Origin of the sequence: Streptomyces sp. XD-27, from assembly GCF_030553055.1 — a bacterium.
Taxonomy (GTDB): domain Bacteria; phylum Actinomycetota; class Actinomycetes; order Streptomycetales; family Streptomycetaceae; genus Streptomyces.
The window spans coordinates 3,670,398-3,687,875 of sequence record NZ_CP130713.1; the positions used below are offsets into that span (position 1 = coordinate 3,670,398).

At 70.3% G+C, this 17,478-nt stretch carries 19 protein-coding genes; 10 read left to right on the top strand and 9 right to left on the bottom strand.

The features are described 5' to 3' along the window. Window positions 1–5: 5 nt before the first annotated feature. Window positions 6–473, bottom strand: a complete 468-nt coding sequence (locus Q3Y56_RS15665; protein WP_304462545.1) for a DNA-binding protein — start codon at window positions 471–473, stop codon at window positions 6–8. Window positions 474–656: 183 nt separating this feature from the next. Between Q3Y56_RS15665 and Q3Y56_RS15670 the strand changes: the two genes are divergently transcribed. Both Q3Y56_RS15670 and Q3Y56_RS15675 read left to right on the top strand, forming a co-directional pair. After that, window positions 657–788 (top strand): hypothetical protein, encoded by a 132-nt coding sequence (locus Q3Y56_RS15670; RefSeq protein ID WP_304462546.1) that lies wholly within the window; start codon window positions 657–659, stop codon window positions 786–788. A gap of 187 nt (window positions 789–975) precedes the next feature. Further along, a complete protein-coding gene (locus tag Q3Y56_RS15675; RefSeq protein ID WP_304462547.1) occupies window positions 976–2,148 on the top strand; it encodes a YcaO-like family protein in 1,173 nt (390 codons plus the stop codon). A 202-nt stretch (window positions 2,149–2,350) separates the two neighbouring features. On the opposite strand, the gene Q3Y56_RS15680 is transcribed toward Q3Y56_RS15675, so the two are convergent. From Q3Y56_RS15680 to Q3Y56_RS15690, 3 genes are all read right to left on the bottom strand, one after another. Further along, window positions 2,351–4,750, bottom strand: coding sequence for an excinuclease ABC subunit UvrA (locus Q3Y56_RS15680; RefSeq protein ID WP_304462548.1), 2,400 nt, complete (start codon window positions 4,748–4,750; stop codon window positions 2,351–2,353). Window positions 4,751–4,836: 86 nt separating this feature from the next. Further along, window positions 4,837–5,253, bottom strand: coding sequence for a VOC family protein (locus Q3Y56_RS15685; protein WP_304462549.1), 417 nt, complete (start codon window positions 5,251–5,253; stop codon window positions 4,837–4,839). Window positions 5,254–5,263: 10 nt separating this feature from the next. Beyond that, complete coding sequence (locus tag Q3Y56_RS15690; RefSeq protein WP_304465632.1) at window positions 5,264–5,683, bottom strand: helix-turn-helix domain-containing protein; 420 nt, start codon at window positions 5,681–5,683, stop codon at window positions 5,264–5,266. A gap of 102 nt (window positions 5,684–5,785) precedes the next feature. Between Q3Y56_RS15690 and Q3Y56_RS15695 the strand changes: the two genes are divergently transcribed. The 3 genes from Q3Y56_RS15695 (at window position 5,786) to Q3Y56_RS15705 (ending at window position 7,459) form a co-directional block, all read left to right on the top strand. Further along, window positions 5,786–6,211, top strand: a complete 426-nt coding sequence (locus Q3Y56_RS15695; protein ID WP_304462550.1) for a helix-turn-helix domain-containing protein — start codon at window positions 5,786–5,788, stop codon at window positions 6,209–6,211. Between the two features lie 18 nt (window positions 6,212–6,229). Continuing rightward, window positions 6,230–6,952, top strand: a complete 723-nt coding sequence (locus Q3Y56_RS15700) for a hypothetical protein (protein WP_304462551.1) — start codon at window positions 6,230–6,232, stop codon at window positions 6,950–6,952. A 126-nt stretch (window positions 6,953–7,078) separates the two neighbouring features. Then, on the top strand, window positions 7,079–7,459 hold the full coding sequence (locus tag Q3Y56_RS15705; protein WP_304462552.1) for a DUF2516 family protein: 381 nt from the start codon (window positions 7,079–7,081) through the stop codon (window positions 7,457–7,459). Window positions 7,460–7,580: 121 nt separating this feature from the next. Here Q3Y56_RS15705 and Q3Y56_RS15710 read toward each other — a convergent pair whose 3' ends face one another. Then, window positions 7,581–8,819 (bottom strand): PP2C family protein-serine/threonine phosphatase, encoded by a 1,239-nt coding sequence (locus Q3Y56_RS15710; RefSeq protein ID WP_304462553.1) that lies wholly within the window; start codon window positions 8,817–8,819, stop codon window positions 7,581–7,583. 275 nt (window positions 8,820–9,094) lie between these two features. Next, a complete protein-coding gene (locus Q3Y56_RS15715; protein ID WP_304462554.1) occupies window positions 9,095–10,162 on the bottom strand; it encodes a C40 family peptidase in 1,068 nt (355 codons plus the stop codon). 360 nt (window positions 10,163–10,522) lie between these two features. On the opposite strand from Q3Y56_RS15715, the gene pstS reads away from it, so the two are divergent. The 4 genes from pstS (at window position 10,523) to pstB (ending at window position 14,718) form a co-directional block, all read left to right on the top strand. Next, on the top strand, window positions 10,523–11,644 hold the full coding sequence (pstS, locus tag Q3Y56_RS15720; RefSeq protein WP_304462555.1) for a phosphate ABC transporter substrate-binding protein PstS: 1,122 nt from the start codon (window positions 10,523–10,525) through the stop codon (window positions 11,642–11,644). 100 nt (window positions 11,645–11,744) lie between these two features. After that, window positions 11,745–12,797 (top strand): phosphate ABC transporter permease subunit PstC, encoded by a 1,053-nt coding sequence (pstC, locus tag Q3Y56_RS15725; protein WP_304462556.1) that lies wholly within the window; start codon window positions 11,745–11,747, stop codon window positions 12,795–12,797. Further along, window positions 12,794–13,876, top strand: coding sequence for a phosphate ABC transporter permease PstA (gene pstA / locus Q3Y56_RS15730; protein ID WP_304462557.1), 1,083 nt, complete (start codon window positions 12,794–12,796; stop codon window positions 13,874–13,876). The genes pstC and pstA overlap by 4 nt, the downstream gene beginning before the upstream one ends. 65 nt (window positions 13,877–13,941) lie before the next feature. After that, window positions 13,942–14,718 (top strand): phosphate ABC transporter ATP-binding protein PstB, encoded by a 777-nt coding sequence (gene pstB, locus Q3Y56_RS15735; RefSeq protein WP_304462558.1) that lies wholly within the window; start codon window positions 13,942–13,944, stop codon window positions 14,716–14,718. A 142-nt stretch (window positions 14,719–14,860) separates the two neighbouring features. Here pstB and Q3Y56_RS15740 read toward each other — a convergent pair whose 3' ends face one another. Beyond that, window positions 14,861–15,859 carry an inorganic phosphate transporter gene (locus Q3Y56_RS15740; protein ID WP_304462559.1) on the bottom strand — a complete coding sequence of 333 codons (999 nt, stop codon included), beginning with the start codon at window positions 15,857–15,859 and terminating at the stop codon, window positions 14,861–14,863. 6 nt (window positions 15,860–15,865) lie between these two features. Continuing rightward, window positions 15,866–16,486 carry a DUF47 domain-containing protein gene (locus Q3Y56_RS15745; protein WP_304462560.1) on the bottom strand — a complete coding sequence of 207 codons (621 nt, stop codon included), beginning with the start codon at window positions 16,484–16,486 and terminating at the stop codon, window positions 15,866–15,868. A 193-nt stretch (window positions 16,487–16,679) separates the two neighbouring features. Here Q3Y56_RS15745 and Q3Y56_RS15750 point away from each other — a divergent pair, with 193 nt between their 5' ends. Next, window positions 16,680–17,060, top strand: a complete 381-nt coding sequence (locus Q3Y56_RS15750; protein ID WP_304462561.1) for a metal-sensitive transcriptional regulator — start codon at window positions 16,680–16,682, stop codon at window positions 17,058–17,060. Between the two features lie 100 nt (window positions 17,061–17,160). Here Q3Y56_RS15750 and Q3Y56_RS15755 read toward each other — a convergent pair whose 3' ends face one another. Beyond that, entirely contained in the window at window positions 17,161–17,346 is a 186-nt protein-coding gene (locus Q3Y56_RS15755) for a hypothetical protein (RefSeq protein WP_304462562.1), read from the bottom strand. Window positions 17,347–17,478 lie beyond the last annotated feature (132 nt).

Consider the following 17,478-nt stretch of genomic DNA (forward strand, 5'->3'; position numbering starts at 1 on the left):
CCCTCTCATGCGCCCCGCTCCGCACCGGCCCCGTCCGCGTCGGTGGCCGTACGGCCGACGAGGCGCTCGTAGCGCTGCCTGGCGGCCTGCGGGGTACGGAGCCCGAGGCCGAAGGCGATCTCCGGCCAGGTCATGCCGCGGCCCCGCGCCATCTGGAGGAGCCCGGCCTCCAGCTCGTCCATCTCCCCACGAGCCAGTGGCACAAGACTCAAGGCGGCGGTGACATCGGACCGGTCCACCTCCGGCTCACCGTCCTGGAGTTGCGCGGCCCCACTGAGCAGGAACGACACGAGCCTGATGGCCTCGTGCGGCCCGAGGACGGAGGGATGGACCTGCCGCCGCCGCTGCTCGTCGGTGGCCGCGTGCCGCTCGGCGATCCGGAACAGGGAGGTGTACACGCGCTCCGCCCGGGCCTGGTCCGGGTGCGGGGGCGTGAAGGGGTCGGTGGACCGATCGGGAGTCGAGGCTGCCATGCGACCAGGCTGCCCTGGCACACGACATGGCATCAACTCAATATTGTGAACAATCTGTTCATCCGGCGCCCATCGAATGCATCGGTGCGCCCGTGACGCGCCCGGCCTGCCCGCGACGGCCTCCCTAGCGTGGTGGGAGCGGTCGCCCTGACCGTGTTCCGACAAGATTGGAGGGGATCCACGATGGGTGACGCCAGTGGCGACATGGCGGTCGCGCGGCACCCCGAGGGCACGGAACTGACGCCCGCGGAAGCGGCCCTGGCCGCTGAGCTGGAGCAGACTCCCACGGCCGATGCGGCGGACGAGGCCGTCTGACCATGCGTACGGGCGGGAGGGGTGACCGCACACCGGGGCCCAAGGGCGCGGTGAAGGCGCCCTTCCCGCCCCCGCCCCCGCCCCCACGGAGTCCACGCGGGCCGTCGCGACCTTGGAGGAATCGGCCCGAGGTCTCGGCACGCGGCCGCGCTGGCGTCGCCAGGCGCGCCTCGACAGCGTCCTGTCTGTGTGGGGGTGCGAGCTCGTCGACACGGCAGGCGTGTCCGTGGCGGCCGGTACGGGGAAGGCGCGTGCGGACACCGAGGCGCGGGCCCGGGCGCTCGGCGAAGCCCTGGAGCGCCTGCTGGCCGGGCCGGCCGGCCTCGACCGGGCGGCCGTGCACTTCACCGCCGCCGGCCGGCTGGCCGCCGGTGTGCTGGCCGGCGAGGCGAGCGCCCCGCTGCTGGCACAGCACCCGGACCGGGAGCTCGCCTGCCTCACCTACCGGTCCCTCCACGCGGACGAGGACGAGGATGAGGACGCGAACGAGGTCAGCATCCCCCTGTTCCTCGGTGCTCCTTGGTACGCGGGCCCGGACGGGCAGGCCCATCGGGACGCGCTGGGCGACCGCACCGACTACGGGGCCCTGTCGAGGTACGCCGTCGGTTCGGGATACGGCCTGGGGCCCACACGCACCCGGGCGACCGTCCACGCGCTGCTGGAGACGATCGAGCGGGACGCGTGCTCGCTGCTGACCCTCCGCATGTTCCTCGCCGGCCGACCGCCCGTCGTCCTCGACCCCGCGACCCTGCCCGACGGGCTTGCCGCTCTCCACCGCTGCGCCGAACGCGAGGCATCGGCCCGCGTCCATCTCGTCGACGCCACCGGCGATCTCGGCGTCCCCACCGTCCTGGCCTACAGCCCGCCCTCCCCTCCGAAGCCCTACGTACGCGGCCAGGCCGCCGCTCTCAGCCGGCACGACGCCGTCGCGGGGGCGCTCACCGAGCACCTTGAATCGGCCACCGCCCGCCGCCGCGCACCGGCCCGGCCGGTCCCGCTGACGGTCCTCGAGCCCTACCCGGCGCTGCACCGCTGCGGGCGGTTCGACCTCACCGACGCCCTCCGACAGGCCCGGAGCGCACCGTTCCGCGACCACCCCGCGCCCGACGCGCCCGCGGACCAACTCACCGAGCTCCTCGTCCGCTTGCGCGCCGGAGGATTCACCGCCTACCAACGCCGCATCGCCCGACTCCCCGGCGGCGCCGACGCCGTCCACACCGTCGTACCCGGCCTGGAGCGGTTCTTCGCCGTCGTCAAAGGCGCTCTCATCCTGCCGGGCCCGCGCGGGCGGGCGGTGACCCGTCTCACGTGCGACCACGTCAGCGCCGGGCCAGGTGAACCGGCGGGCGCAGAAAACTGAACAAACGTCCACACCCCCTACTTCCTGACGTATGTTGAACGGGTGAGCTCACCTGACCTGGAGCCCAGACCTCCCTCCACGCTGGCCGACAGAATAGACAGCGTGCTGTCAGTGCTGATCATCATCGGCATCGCCTACGGGTTGTACTGGCTGGCCTCAAGCCTCGCCTCGTCCTACATAGGGTTCTTCACCTAAGGCGCCGTCACGGCGCCGTGCCGACGTAGGCCGCCAGGTGCTCCCCGGTGAGGGTGGAGCGGGCGGCGACGAGGTCGGCGGGTGTGCCCTCGAAGACGATCCGGCCGCCGTCGTGGCCGGCGCCGGGGCCGAGGTCGATGATCCAGTCGGCGTGCGCCATGACCGCCTGGTGGTGCTCGATGACGATGACCGACTTGCCCGCGTCGACGAGCCGGTCGAGCAGGCCGAGCAGCTGCTCCACGTCGGCGAGGTGGAGGCCGGTGGTCGGCTCGTCGAGCACGTAGATGCCGCCCTTCTCGGCCATGTGCGTGGCCAGCTTGAGCCGCTGCCGCTCGCCGCCGGACAGCGTGGTGAGCGGCTGGCCGAGGGTGAGGTAGCCGAGCCCGACGTCGGCGAGCCGGTCGAGGATGCGGTGCGCGGCCGGAGTGCGCGCCTCGCCGGCGCCGAAGAACTCCTCGGCCTCGGTCACCGACATCGCGAGCACCTCGCTGATGTCGCGGCCGCCGAGGTGGTGGTGGAGGACCGACGCCTCGAACCGCTTCCCGTCGCACTCCTCGCAGGTGGTGGCGACGCCGGCCATCATCGCCAGGTCGGTGTAGACGACGCCGGCGCCGTTGCAGTGGGGGCAGGCGCCCTCGGAGTTGGCGCTGAACAGCGCCGGCTTCACGCCGTTGGCCTTCGCGAACGCCTTGCGGATCGGGTCGAGCAGTCCGGTGTACGTCGCCGGGTTGCTCCGTCGCGAGCCGCGGATGGGCGCCTGGTCGACCGACACCACGCCCTCCGAGGCGGGGACGGAGCCGTGGATCAGTGAGCTCTTGCCGGAGCCCGCGACGCCGGTGACGACGCAGAGCACGCCGAGCGGGATGTCGACGTCGACGCCCCGCAGGTTGTGCGCCGTCGCGCCGCGGATCGGGAGCCGGCCGGTGGGCCTCCGCACCGTCTCCTTGAGGGCGGCCCGGTCGTCGAGATGGCGGCCGGTGACGGTGCCGCCGGCCCGCAGACCCTCGACGGTGCCCTCGAAGCAGACGGTGCCGCCCGCCGTACCGGCGCCGGGACCGAGGTCGACGACGTGGTCGGCGATCGCGATCGCCTCCGGCTTGTGCTCCACGACGAGCACCGTGTTGCCCTTGTCCCGCAGCCGCAGCAGCAGGTCGTTCATCCGCTGGATGTCATGGGGGTGGAGGCCGACGGTGGGCTCGTCGAAGACGTAGGTGACGTCGGTGAGCGAGGAGCCGAGGTGGCGGATCATCTTGACGCGCTGCGCCTCGCCGCCCGACAGCGTGCCCGACGGCCGGTCGAGCGAGAGGTAGCCCAGACCGATCTCCGAGAACGAGTCGAGGGTGCGCTGCAGCGCGGTGAGCAGCGGCGCGACCGAAGGCTCGGCGATGCCGCGGACCCACTCGGCCAGGTCGCTGATCTGCATCGCGCAGGCGTCGGCGATGTTGACCTCGCCGATCCGCGACGACCGGGCCGGCTCGCTGAGCCGGGTGCCGTCGCACTCGGGGCACTCGGCGAAGGTGACCGCCCGGTCCACGAACGCCCGGATGTGCGGCTGCATCGCCTCCCGGTCCTTGGAGAGCATCGACTTCTGGAGCTTGGGGATCAGCCCCTCGTAGGTGAGGTTGATGCCGTTGATCTTCACCTTGGTCGGCTCGCGGTAGAGGAAGTCGTGCCGCTCCTTCTTGGTGTACTGGCGGATCGGCTTGTCCGGGTCGAAGAAACCCGACTCGGCGATGACCCGCACCACCCAGCCGCCCCCGGTGTAGGTGGGGATGGTGAACGGGTCCTCGGCGAGCGACTTGGAGTCGTCGTAGAGCTGGGTGAGGTCGATGTCGGAGACCGTGCCCCGGCCTTCGCAGTGCGTGCACATGCCGCCGGTGCGGCTGAAGGTCACCTTCTCTGTCCTGGTCTTGTCGGCACCGCGGTCGACCGTGAACCCACCGCTCGCCGAGACCGAGGCGACATTGAAGGAGAACGCGCCGGGCGGGCCGATGTGCGGCGTGCCGAGCCGGCTGAAGAGGATGCGCAGCATCGCGTTGGCGTCGGTCGCGGTACCGACCGTGGAGCGGGGGTCGGCGCCCATCCGCTGCTGGTCGACGATGATCGCGGTCGTCAGCCCGTCGAGGACGTCGACCTCGGGCCGGGCCAGCGTCGGCATGAAGCCCTGCACGAAGGCGCTGTAGGTCTCGTTGATCAGCCGCTGCGACTCCGCGGCGATGGTGTCGAACACCAGCGAGCTCTTGCCCGAGCCGGAGACGCCGGTGAACACCGTCAGCCGGCGCTTGGGTATCTCGACGCTGACGTCCTTGAGGTTGTTCACGCGCGCGCCGTGCACGCGGATCAACGCGTGGCTGTCGGCGGCGTGCGGCTCAGGCGACTGCGTGTCCGTCTTCGAGGCCGTGCTCATCGTGTCTCCGTCCGTCTTCCTGGGCTGCGCTCGGTCCGCGGGACGAGATCTCCGTGTCGATCCAATGTCGATCTCAGTGGCCGATCTCAGTGCCCGCGAGGCTGATTGAAGCGCAACATGTTGCCGGAGGGATCACGGAAGGCGCAGTCTCGGACGCCGTACGGCTGGTCGACCGGCTCCTGCAGCACCTCGCCGCCCGCGGCGCGGATGCGCTCGAAGGTGGCGTCGACGTCGTCGGTCGAGAAGATGACGCCGCGCAGCAGGCCCTTGGCCAGCAGTTCCGCCATGGCCTGCCGGTCGGCGGGCGAGGCGTTCGGGTCCGCCAGGGGCGGTTCGAGCACGATCTCCACGTCGGGCTGCGACGGCGAGCCGACCGTCACCCAGCGCATTCCCTCGAACCCGACGTCGTTGCGTACCTCCAGTCCGAGCACGTCCCGGTAGAAGGCGAGGGCCTTGTCGTGGTCGTCGACGGCGATGAAGCACGTGGAAAGCTTGATGTCCATGCGCTTTACGCTACGGGCGCGGGGCGGGTCCGGCTTCTCCATTCCTGACCGGTCGCGTGTACATCTTGGCGACGCAGGCCGGGATGGCGGCGCCCTCGTCATGGCGGCGCGCCCGGTACGCGCTCGGGCTCTCGCCCACCAGCTCGGTGAACCGCGAGCTGAACGACCCCAGCGACGTGCACCCGACGGCGAAGCAGACCTCCGTCACCGACAGGTCGCCGCGCCGCAGCAGGGCCTTGGCCCGCTCGATCCTGCGCGTCATCAGGTAGCTGTACGGCGTCTCCCCGAAGGCGGCGCGGAAACTGCGGGAGAAGTGGCCGGACGACATGTGGGCCGCGCGTGCCAGCGCGGGGACGTCGAGCGGCTCCGCGTAGTCGCGGTCCATCAGGTCGCGGGCCCGGCGGAGCCGGACCAGGTCCGCAAGCGTCACCGTCACGGGACCAGCATCGCAGCGGCGGCACGGCCGACATAAGTGCCACTTTTGCAAGCATGCGCTTGCAAAAGTTAGCAGCGATGGGGCAGCATCGTCCTCATGGCATCACTGAACGTCGGCAATCTCGGCGCGTTCCTGCGGGAGCAGCGGCGCACCGCGCAGCTCTCCCTGCGGCAGCTCGCCGACGCCGCAGGGGTGTCCAATCCGTATCTCAGCCAGATCGAGCGTGGCCTGCGGAAGCCGAGCGCCGAGATTCTGCAGCAGCTCGCGAAGGCGCTGCGGATATCCGCCGAGACGCTGTATGTCCAGGCCGGGATCCTCGACGAGCGGGAACGGGACGAGGCGGAGGTGCGCAGCGTGATCCTCGCCGACCCGTCGATCAACGAGCAGCAGAAGCAGGTGCTGCTCCAGATCTACGAATCGTTCCGCAAGGAGAACGGACACCCCGCGAGCGGCGAGCGGCCACCCCCCGCCGACAGGGACAGCAGCGACGCCCCCGACGACACCACCCCACCCTCGAACTGATCCGGGAGGACCATCGCCATGGCCATCGCCGACGACGTACGCAAGACGCTGACCGACCCCACCCCCCTGTACTTCCTCGCGGGCACGGCCGATCTCGCGGCCCAGAAGCTCAAGGAGGTGCCGGCGCTGGTCGAGACGATCCGCGCCGAGGCCCCCGAGCGGCTCGCGGCCGTACGGAACACCGACACGCAGGCGGTGCAGGAGCGCATCTCCCAGCAGGCCCGGGACGCGCAGGACAAGCTGACCGAGCTGATCGGGTCGCTGGACACCGACCTCAAGAAGCTGCGGGAGTCCGCGCAGGAACTCGCGCTCCAGGGCGTGGGGCGGGCCGCCGAGCTCGCCGTCCGGGTGCAGGAGAAGTACGACGAGGTCGCCGAGCACGGCCGCGAGGCCGTGAAGACCTGGCGCGGCGAGGCGGCCGAGGAGATCCAGGAGGCCGGCCGGCGGATCGAGCCGAAGGCCGACGACTCCCAGGGGCCGCGGGGTTCGCAGGACGCGCAGGGTTCGCAGGCTTCGCAGGGCGAGGGCTCGAAGAGCGCGCCCGCGAAGAACGACACCGCCAAGGGCGACGCGTCGAAGGCGAAGTCCGCGGCGGCCGCCGGGTCGCGGACCGGCTCCGGAGCGAACGGAGGCAAGTCCTCCCCCGCCGCCGGGCCCGACGCCACGGACAAGCCGGCGGCCCGCAAGGCTCCCGCCCGCAAGCCCGCCGCGAAGAAGACGGCGGCCAAGCCGGCCGAGTGAGCGCGCGCGGGCCGGACACCAACCGGTGTGTCCGGCCCGCCGTGCGGGGTACGGTGGCGCGCAGGGTACCCGTGACGGATCGAAGGGGTGGTGGGCCGCGTGTTGAGTGCGGGGTTCGGCAGGGCCATGAGCGTGGCCGGCGAGTGGCTGCCGCGGCTGCTGTGCGTGTTCGCCCTGCTGGCACTCCTCGATGCCGCGACCACCCGCGAGGACGCGTTCCGCGCCACCGACAAGCAGACCAAGCGCTTCTGGATGACGGTCCTGGGCGTGGCGGCGCTGGTCACGGCGCTTCCCTCGCTCAGCCTGCTCGGCGGCGGCTGGGCCGCGCTGGCCGGCATCCTCGGCCCGCTGTGGTTCATGTGCGCGCTGGCCTCGCTGGTCGCCACCATCGTCTATTACGTGGACGTGCGCGCCACCCTCAAGCAGATCCGCGGGCGGCGCACCTGGCCCCGGCGGGGGCCCGGCCGCGGGCACGGCCCGTACGGCCCCTTCAACGGCCGCCGCTGAACGCCGGGTCCGACTGACGGGACGTCACGCCCCGCCGCCCGTACGCCCAGAGGCCCCGGACGGCCCAGGTCCACGGACGCCCCAGGTCCCCGGACGCCCCAGCGCGCTCAGCGCGCCCCGCTCAGCCGCGGTCGAGCAGCAGCACCGCCAGATCGTCCGTCAGCTCCCCGCCGTTCAGGGAGCGCACCTCCGTGACCATCGCGTCCAGCAGCGCCTCGCCGCGCAGGCCCTCCGCCATCTGGCGGGAAACGATGTCAACCATGCCGTCCTGCCCCAGGCGCTGCTTGCTGCCCGCCCCGACGCGCCCCTCGATCAGGCCGTCGGTGTACATCATCAGGCTCCAGGCGGGCCCGAGTTCGACCTGGCGGCGCGGCCAGCGCGCGTTCGGGAGCAGGCCGAGCGCCGGTCCGGCGTTGTCCTCGTACGGCAGCACCCGCGGCGGCAGGCCCGCCCGTACCGCCAGCGGCGAGGGGTGGCCCGCCAGGCAGACCCCGGCCCGCCGCCCGTCCGGCGCGATGTCCACCGTGCAGACCGTCGCGAAGATCTCGTCATCGGCCCGTTCGTGCTCCAGCACCTGCTGGAGCGTGCCGAGCAGCTGGTCGCCGCAGAGCCCGGCGAAGGTCAGCGCGCGCCACGCGATCCGCAGCTCGACGCCGAGCGCCGCCTCGTCCGGGCCGTGCCCGCACACGTCGCCGATCATCGCGTGCACGGTGCCGTCCGGGGTGCGGACGGTGTCGTAGAAGTCACCGCCGAGCAGCGCGCGGCTGCGGCCGGGCCGGTAGCGGGCAGCGAACCGCAGGTCCGAGCCCTGGAGCAGCGGGGTGGGCAGCAGTCCGCGCTCCAGCCGGGCGTTCTCCTGGGCGCGCAGCCGGGACTCGGTCAGCTGGCGCTGGGCCAGGTCGGCGCGTTTGCGTTCCACCGCGTAGCGGATGGCGCGGCTGAGCACCCGGCCGTTGAGCTCGTCGCGGAAGAGGTAGTCCTGGGCGCCGACCCGCACCGCCTCGGCGGCGCGCTCCGCGTCGCCCTCGGAGGTGAGCGCGAGGACGGCGTGCGCGGGGGCGAGCCGCAGCACCTGGCGCAGGGCGTCCAGGGCGTCGCCGGAGCCGCGCCCGGGGCCGGGCAGGGCCAGGTCGAGGAGGATGCACTGGACGTCGTCGGTGAGCAGCCGGGTCGCCTCGGTGAGATTGCGGGCCGTACGGATACGGACCCGGTTGCCGTCGGCGTCCAGCAGTTCCGGCACGGAGAGGGAGCCGACCGGGTCGTCCTCGATGACCAGCAGCGTCAGCCCGCCGTCGGACAGGGCGACGGGCCGGGCGTGTGGGGTCGACGCCTCCCGCTGCCGTGGCACGGGTACGGACATGCCTCGCTTCCTTCCCTCCCCCCGAGGGCACAGCGTCCCGCCCACGTGGCGGGCCACCCGTGCTGGCACACACCAACCGGTCGGTTTCGCGGTGTGCACCCGGTCACTGCCTGGCGACCCTAGCGGTAGGGCGCGCCGTAACGGAATGACCTTTGGCAATCAACTTCTGTCATATGCCGAAGCCGTCCGAAAACCTGGCACACATAAGAGGGCGGCGCGATGACGAACATCACGTGCGCAACGGCGCGCGGCCGCTCCTTGTACGGGCCGTACGACTACTTGTCGGGCCGTACGACACCCAGAATCGGCATCGAGCCCGCCCCCGCCAGCGTGATCTGCCGACCGGGCCGCGGCGCGTGCACGATCATGCCGTCGCCCACGTACATCCCGACATGGCTGGCGTCCCCGAAGTAAATGATCAAGTCGCCCGGGCGCATCTCCTCGATCTCCACCCGCGACAACTGCTTCCACTGCTCCTGCGAGGTACGCGGTATCGCGCGGCCGCCCGCCGCCCACGCCTTGAGCGTCAGCCCTGAGCAGTCGTACGTGTCGGGGCCCTCGGCGCCCCACACGTAGTCCTTTCCTATCTGCGCCGTCGCGAAGTTCACCGCCCGCCCGCCCGACGGCGACGCCTTTCCCTTGACGTCGTCGAGAATTCCCGAGCTCAGCCACTTGGACTGCGCCGACCGGGCCTTCTCCTCCTCCAGCTTCCGCAGCCGCTCCAGCTCGTCCTTCTTGAGCTTCGACTCCAGCCTCTCGGCCTTCTTGAGCTTCTCCTTGATCTGCTTGCTGGCAGCCGCCTTCTTCGCCCGGCTCTGGTCCAGGCGCTGCCATTCCCGCGACGCGGAGTCGGCGCTCTGGTCGAGCAGGGCCTGCGTCGCCGCCAGCCGGTTGATCAGCCCGCTGGTGGCGTGCCGCCCCTTGCGCGCGAGGGACACGCCGTCGAGGAACTCCTGCGGGTCGTCGGAGAGGAGCAGCTGGGCCTCGGGCGGCATGGCACCGTTGCGGTACTGCGCGCGGGCCATCGCCCCCGCCTGCTTCTTGAGCTCGGCCATGTCCCCCCTGGCCTTGACCACCTGCCGCGCGATCTTGGTGATCGTCTTCTCCTGGCGGGTCTGCTTGTCGCGCGCGAGGTTGTACGCGTCCGTGGCCGCCTCGGCCTGCCGGTACAGCGCCTCGACCTGCTTGTGGACCTCTTCCAGGCTCGGCCGCCCGTCCCGGGACGGCTCCGGGTCGCCGGGCGCGGCGTACGCCACCTCCGGGACCGCCAGCACGCCGAGCGCGCACACCAGCGCGGTCGCCGTGACGACTCCCGCACCCCTCCCCCTGCCGTCACGCCTCACCGGTCAGCCTCCGCTCTCCCCGCACGCGGGCCCCCGCTTCACTCGCTTCACTCGCCGACGATCGCCTACTGGCGCGTAGGAACGGATGGTGGCACGACACACCGCAAACCGGTAGAGCGGTGCGCGAAGCCGACGCCTCCGCCCGCCCCGCGCAAGGCCACCACCCTGACGGCCGAGGTTCACCCGCCGTTCACTCTTCCCCATCGGCGGCTTCACCTGTCCTGCCTAATTTCGGCCCTACGGAAGCGAGCCGTGCCCTCAATCCGGCCTCGGCACCGCATAGCTGAATCCACAGATCCGCACCATTCCTCTTCTCCCACGCCGTCCCCACCGGCGGCTCCCGGAAGGAACTCCCGAAAAGTGAAGCTTCAGCGCAAGAACCGGCTTCGCGCCATCGCCGCCGGTACTCTCGCCGTCTCCAGCGCCCTCGTCCTCACCGCCTGCGGCTCGGACGACAACAGCAAGACGAACGGCGGAGAGTCGCAGGCCGCCGGCAACATCAAGTGCGAGGGCAAGGGCAACCTGCTCGCCTCCGGCTCCTCCGCCCAGAAGAACGCCATGGACCTGTGGATCCGCAACTACACCGCGGCCTGCGACAGCACCAAGGTCAACTACAAGGCGACCGGCTCCGGCGCCGGCATCCAGGAGTTCCTCCAGGGCAAGACCGCCTTCGCCGGCTCCGACTCGGCGCTCAAGGACGAAGAGGTCGCTTCCTCCAAGAAGGTCTGCAAGGACAGCCAGGCCATCAACATGCCGATGCTCGGCGGCCCGATCGCGGTCGGCTTCAACGTCAACGGCGTGGACAAGCTGACCCTGGACGCCGAGACCCTGGCCAAGATCTTCAACTCGGACATCAAGAACTGGAACGACGAGGCGATCAAGAAGCTGAACCCGGACGCCAAGCTTCCTGACCTCAAGATCCAGGCGTTCCACCGCTCCGACGAGTCCGGCACCACCGACAACTTCACCAAGTACCTCAAGGCCGCCGCCCCGTCGGCGTGGCCGCACGAGCCGGGCAAGGCGTGGGAGGGCGAGGGCGGCCAGTCCGCGGACGGCTCCTCCGGCGTCTCCTCCCAGGTCAAGCAGGTCAACGGCGCGATCTCGTACTTCGAGCTCTCGTACGCCACCTCCGGTTCGCTCAAGACGGTCGACCTGAAGACCGGCGCCGCCGCCCCGGTCCAGGCCACCACGGACAACGCCTCCAAGGCGATCGCCGAGGCCAAGGTCGTCGGCAAGGGCAAGGACCTCGCCCTGGAGCTGGCCTACGACACCAAGGCCGAGGGCGCCTACCCGATCACCCTGGTGACGTACGAGATCGCCTGCGAGAAGGGCAACAGCGCCGACACGCTCGAGGCCACCAAGTCCTTCCTGACCTACCTGTCCAGCGAGGACGGCCAGAAGGTCCTCAAGGAGCGCGGCTACGCCCCGCTGCCCGCCGAGATCGCCACCAAGGTCCGCTCGACCGTGACCAGCCTGTCCTGACCCCGGTACGGCCGGCCCCGCGCCCCGGGGCCGGCCGCCCCCTCATCCGGTGCACCGCCGCGCCAGGAGCCGTGACCGGCTCCGCAGACCGGAGAACCCCATGAGTGACATCCCTGACATAGCATCCCCGGACCCCAGCGGTCCGCCATCGCCCGACGGCGACCACTCCCCGCTCGACGCCTCGTCGCTCGAGAAGTCCCCGCTCGGGAAGCCCCAGCAGAAGAGCACCGGCCGCTTCGGCGACAGGATCTTCGTCGGCCTCTCCCGGGGCGCCGGCATCACCCTGCTGGTGATCATGGCCGCCATCGCCGCCTTCCTGGCCTACCGGGCCAGCGGTGCGCTCTCGGCCAACGAGGGCAACTTCTTCACGACCTTCGAGTGGGAGCCCAACACCGACCCGCCGGTCTTCGGCATCGCGGTCCTGGCGTTCGGCACCATCGTCAGCTCGATCATCGCGATGGCCCTCGCCGTGCCGGTCGCCGTCGCTATCGCGCTGTTCATCACCCACTACGCGCCGCGCCGGCTGTCCGGCCCCATCGCGTACGTGATCGACCTGCTCGCCGCGATCCCCAGCATCGTCTACGGCCTGTGGGGCGCGCTCTTCCTCGTCCCGCACCTCGAGGGCTTCTACAAGTGGCTCGACGACTACCTCGGCTGGACGGGGATCTTCGAGTACCACGACGGCGCGGCCCGCTCGCTGTTCACCGTCGGCATCCTGCTCGCGATCATGATCCTGCCGATCATCACCAGCGTCAGCCGTGAGGTCTTCCGGCAGGTCCCCCGGATGCACGAGGAGGCCGCGCTGGCCCTCGGCGCCACGCGCTGGGAGGTCATCCGGATGTCGGTCCTGCCGTTCGGCCGCTCCGGCGTCATCAGCGCCTCGATGCTCGGCCTCGGCCGCGCGCTCGGCGAGACCATGGCCGTCGCCACCGTGCTCTCCACCAGCTGGGACATCGTCCCCAGCCTGCTCGACGCGGGTGGCGGCACGTTCGCCCAGAACATCGCCAGCAGCTTCAAGGAGGCCTCCGGCGACATGGGCAAGGACGCGCTGATCGCCTCCGGCCTGGTTCTGTTCGTGATCACCCTCGTGGTGAACGGCGCGGCCCGCCTGGTCATCGCGCGCCGCAAGGAGTACTCGGGGGCCAACGCATGAGCAGCAACCTGACCAAGGCCCCGTCGGCCACCAACGGCGGCGCCCCGCGCCCCACCACGCTCAAGCAGCCGCGGCTGCCGCGTTGGGCCCCTGCCGCGTTCGCCGCAGTCTCGGCGCTCGCGGGCGCCGGGATCGGGTTCGGCGCCGGGCTGAACAGCAAGGTCCAGTCGGGCCTGATCGCCGTGCTGATCTTCATCGTCGGCTCGTACCTGGTCGCGGCCAAGGTCGAGGGCCGGCGGCAGGCGAAGGACCGGCTGGCCACCAGCGTGGTGTGGGTGGCGTTCCTGCTCGCGGTGATCCCGCTGGTCTCCCTCCTCTCGGAGACGATCAAGCGCGGCTCCAAGGTGCTCGACGGCTACTTCCTGAGCCACTCGATGGCCGGAATGCTCGACGACCAGCCCGGCGGCGGCGTCTACCACGCGATCATCGGCACGCTGGAGCAGGTCGGCATCGCCACCGCGATCGCCGCCCCGATCGGCCTGCTGACCGCCATCTACCTGGTGGAGTACGGGCGCGGCGCGCTCGCCAAGGCCGTCACGTTCTTCGTCGACGTCATGACCGGCATCCCGTCGATCGTGGCCGGTCTGTTCATCCTCAGCTTCTGGATCCTGTGGCTGGACAACGACTACTCCGGCTTCGCGGGCGCGATGGCGCTGGCGATCCTGATGATGCCGGTCGTCGTCCGCTCCACGGAGGAGATGCTCAAGCTCGTCCCCAACGAGCTGCGCGAGGCGTCGCTGGCGCTCGGCGTGCCGAAGTGGCGCACCATCCTCAAGGTCGTGCTGCCGACCGCGATCGGCGGTATCGCCACCGGTGTGATGCTCGCCATCGCCCGTATCGCGGGTGAGACCGCTCCGATCGTGCTGCTGGTGTTCGGCGAGCGGGTCATCAACAGCAACCCGTTCGACGGCCCGCAGTCCTCACTGCCGTACTACGTCTTCGAGCAGTGGTCCAACGGCAATGACGCGTCCTACGACCGCGCCTGGGCGGCGGCGCTCGTGCTGATCGCCTTCGTCATGATCCTCAACCTGGTGGCCCGCGGCATCGCCCGCTGGAAGGCTCCCAAGACCGGCCGCTGAGCCGCCAAGACCTGATGTGCGACCCCGCTCCACGGGGCGTACACCTGAGAAGAGAAGTGATTTCCATGGCCAAGCGCATCGACGTCAGCGGCCTCACCGCGTACTACGGCAACCACAAGGCCATCGAGGACATCTCGATGACCGTCGAGCCCCGCTCCGTGACGGCCTTCATCGGCCCCTCCGGCTGCGGGAAGTCCACCTTCCTGCGCACCCTCAACCGCATGCACGAGGTCACCCCCGGCGGCCGGGTCGAGGGCAAGGTGATGCTGGACGACGAGAACCTCTACGGCTCCGGGGTCGACCCGGTGGCCGTACGCCGCACCGTCGGCATGGTCTTCCAGCGCCCGAACCCGTTCCCGACCATGTCGATCTTCGACAACGTCGCGGCGGGCCTGCGGCTCAACGGCTCGTACAAGAAGTCCCAGCTCACCGAGGTCGTCGAGAAGTCCCTCAAGGGCGCCAACCTCTGGAACGAGGTCAAGGACCGGCTCAACAAGCCGGGCGCGGGCCTGTCCGGTGGCCAGCAGCAGCGGCTGTGCATCGCGCGGGCGATCGCGGTCGAGCCGCAGGTGCTGCTGATGGACGAGCCGTGCTCGGCGCTCGACCCGATCTCGACCCTCGCCATCGAGGACCTGATCGGCGAGCTCAAGGAGCGCTTCACGATCGTCATCGTGACGCACAACATGCAGCAGGCGGCGCGGGTCTCGGACCGTACGGCGTTCTTCAACCTGGCGGGCGTCGGCCAGCCGGGCAAGCTCATCGAGATCGACGAGACCGAGCGGATCTTCTCCAACCCCTCGGTCCAGGCGACGGAGGACTACATCTCCGGCCGCTTCGGCTGATCGGCCACGGCACTACGGGAGCTGCCTTGCGGCGCTGCATGGCGGTGCCGCCGCAAGGCGAAGGGCCCGCCCCCCTTGAGGGGGGCGGGCCCGTCCGTGCGTCTGAGCCGGGGTCCGGGGCGGAGCCCCGGAGAGGCGGCCGTCAGCCGAAGACCAGATTCACCACGCCATAGCTCGCCGCGGCGACAAGCGCGGCCGCCGGCATCGTAATGAACCAGCCCATGATGATGTTCTTCGCGACGCCCCAGCGCACCGCGTTCACCCGCTTCGTCGCCCCGACGCCCATGATCCCCGAGGTGATCACATGCGTCGTGGAGATCGGCGCGTGGAACATGAACGACGCCGTGTACATCACGGACGCCGCCGTCGTCTCGGCCGCGAAGCCCTGCGGCGGGTCCAGCTCGATGATCCGGCGGCCCAGCGTCCGCATGATGCGCCAGCCGCCCGCGTACGTACCGAGCGACAGCATCAGCGCGCAGACGATCTTGACCCACACCGGGATCGGGTCGCCCGCGTCCTCGACATCGGCGATGACCAGGGCCATCACCACGATGCCCATCGTCTTCTGGGCGTCCTGCAGACCGTGACCGAGCGCCATGCCCGCCGCCGAGACGGTCTGCGCTATCCGGAAGCCGCGCTTGGCCTTGTGCGGGTTGGACTTCCGGAACATCCACATGATCGCGACCATCACCAGATAGCCGAGGATCAGGCCGACGAACGGCGAGACGAACATCGGGATGACGACCTTCTCGATCACCCCGGACCAGATGACGTCGATGCCGCCCGCGAGCGCCGCGCCCACCATGCCGCCGAAGAGGGCGTGCGAGGAGGAGGACGGCAGGCCGAAGTACCAGGTGACCAGGTTCCAGACGATCGCGCCGATCAGCGCCGCGAAGAGGATGCCCATCCCCTTGTCGCCGGTCGGTGTCTCGATCAGGCCCTCGCTGACCGTCTTGGCGACCCCGCTGCCCATGAAGGCACCCGCGAGGTTCATCACCGCGGCCATCGCGAGCGCCGCCCGCGGGGTCAGCGCCCGCGTGGAGACCGAGGTCGCGATGGCGTTCGCGGAATCGTGGAACCCGTTGGTGTACGTGAAGAAGAGCGCGACCCCGATGGTCACGACAAGCGCGAAGGTGTCCACCGGGGGTCAGGACTCCTTGACCGCGATGGTCTCGACGGTGTTCGCCACGTGCTCGAAGGCGTCGGCGGCCTCTTCCAGGACGTCCACGATCTGCTTGAGCTTGAGCACCTCGATGGCGTCGTACTTCCCGTTGAACAGGTGCGCCAGGAGCTTGCGGTGGATCTGGTCGGCCTGGTTCTCCAGCCGGTTGACCTCGATCCAGTACTCCGTGAGGTTCGTCATCGTGCGCAGGTTCGGCATGGCCTCGGCGGTCAGCTCCGCCGCCCGGGCCAGCACCTCGATCTGCTGCTCGACGCCCTTCGGCAGCTCCTCGACCTGGTAGAGGACGACCAGGTCGACGGCCTCCTCCATGAAGTCCATGATGTCGTCGAGCGACGACGCGAGGGCGTAGATGTCCTCGCGGTCGAACGGGGTGATGAAGGAGGAGTTCAGCTGGTGGAAGATCGCGTGTGTCGCGTCGTCCCCCGCGTGCTCCGCGGCCCGCATCCGTTCGGCAATCTCGGCCCGAGCGGAGGAGTCCGCCCCGAGCAGTTCCATCAGGAGCTTGGAGCCGGTGACGATGTTGTCCGCGGACGCGGCGAACATGTCGTAGAAGCTCGTCTCCCTGGGGGTCAGACGAAAGCGCACTGGGGATCCTCGGGGTACAGCGGATTCGGTCTCGTTGATGCTAGGCGCATCATCCGGCCACGGCTAACCGGCGTTCATCCAGTGTCGCCCATCGGGCAACGTGCTCATGACCGGGTCAGGACTCAGTCGGACATATGGGGTACGGTATACCCACCCGGGGTATACCGATCGATCGCGAACAACGGAGGACGCCATGACCACCACGGCAGCCGACAGCGGCACCGCCGGCGGTGACCAGCCGACCGGAGCGCGCGAGGAGCACCACGGACCGCACGGGTACGCCCAGCAGAAGGATCAGCACCTCAAGCGACTGCGCCGCATCGAAGGCCAGATCAGGGGCCTTCAGCGCATGGTCGACGAGGACGTCTACTGCATCGACATACTCACCCAGGTGTCCGCGAGCACCAAGGCACTCCAGTCCTTTGCCCTGCAACTGCTCGAAGAACACCTCCGGCACTGTGTCGCCAGTGCGGCCGTGGAGAGCGCCGCGCACGAGGGCGACGACGCCGGCGAGGGGATCGACGCCAAGGTCGCCGAGGCCACCGCGGCCATCGCCCGCCTGCTGAGGACCTGACCCGGCCCGGCGATCGGCGCCCGGCAGCCGCGGGATCATGGCCGAAACCGATCGCTCCACGCTCCAGGGGTGGTCCCGGCTCCAGGGGTGGTCCCGCGCTCTAGGGGTGGTCCCGCCCGACCGCACCGTCCGCCCGTTCGGCGCCGACGCCGAGGATCTCGTCGATCCGGTCCGGGCTGAGCCGGTCCTCATCCGCGCTCGACGCGGCGATCATCAAGTCACCGTAGAGATCGATCTCGATCAGGGCCACGGAGTCCGGGCCCGAAGAGCCACGACGCGCCACCACGTGCTTCACCTCCCCTTACGAGCACATGCGAGCACTTACGAGCAGCGACTTCCCAGGGTAGGGAGCGGTGCACACGCCGCGCATGGCACGGACGGACCATTTCGCAGGCTCAGGCGGTCCGGCGGCACCAGG

Excerpts from the sequence above, each read along its gene's own strand:
- Q3Y56_RS15750 (WP_304462561.1), top strand. The coding sequence starts at position 16,680 with ATGACCACCACGGCAGCCGACAGCGGCACCGCCGGCGGTGACCAGCCG.
- pstC (WP_304462556.1), top strand. The coding sequence starts at position 11,745 with ATGAGTGACATCCCTGACATAGCATCCCCGGACCCCAGCGGTCCGCCA.
- Q3Y56_RS15705 (WP_304462552.1), top strand. The coding sequence starts at position 7,079 with ATGAGCGTGGCCGGCGAGTGGCTGCCGCGGCTGCTGTGCGTGTTCGCC.
- Q3Y56_RS15665 (WP_304462545.1), bottom strand. The coding sequence starts at position 473 with ATGGCAGCCTCGACTCCCGATCGGTCCACCGACCCCTTCACGCCCCCG.
- Q3Y56_RS15680 (WP_304462548.1), bottom strand. The coding sequence starts at position 4,750 with ATGAGCACGGCCTCGAAGACGGACACGCAGTCGCCTGAGCCGCACGCC.
- Q3Y56_RS15670 (WP_304462546.1), top strand. The coding sequence starts at position 657 with ATGGGTGACGCCAGTGGCGACATGGCGGTCGCGCGGCACCCCGAGGGC.
- Q3Y56_RS15710 (WP_304462553.1), bottom strand. The coding sequence starts at position 8,819 with ATGTCCGTACCCGTGCCACGGCAGCGGGAGGCGTCGACCCCACACGCC.
- pstB (WP_304462558.1), top strand. The coding sequence starts at position 13,942 with ATGGCCAAGCGCATCGACGTCAGCGGCCTCACCGCGTACTACGGCAAC.
- Q3Y56_RS15685 (WP_304462549.1), bottom strand. The coding sequence starts at position 5,253 with ATGGACATCAAGCTTTCCACGTGCTTCATCGCCGTCGACGACCACGAC.
- Q3Y56_RS15700 (WP_304462551.1), top strand. The coding sequence starts at position 6,230 with ATGGCCATCGCCGACGACGTACGCAAGACGCTGACCGACCCCACCCCC.
- pstA (WP_304462557.1), top strand. The coding sequence starts at position 12,794 with ATGAGCAGCAACCTGACCAAGGCCCCGTCGGCCACCAACGGCGGCGCC.
- Q3Y56_RS15695 (WP_304462550.1), top strand. The coding sequence starts at position 5,786 with ATGGCATCACTGAACGTCGGCAATCTCGGCGCGTTCCTGCGGGAGCAG.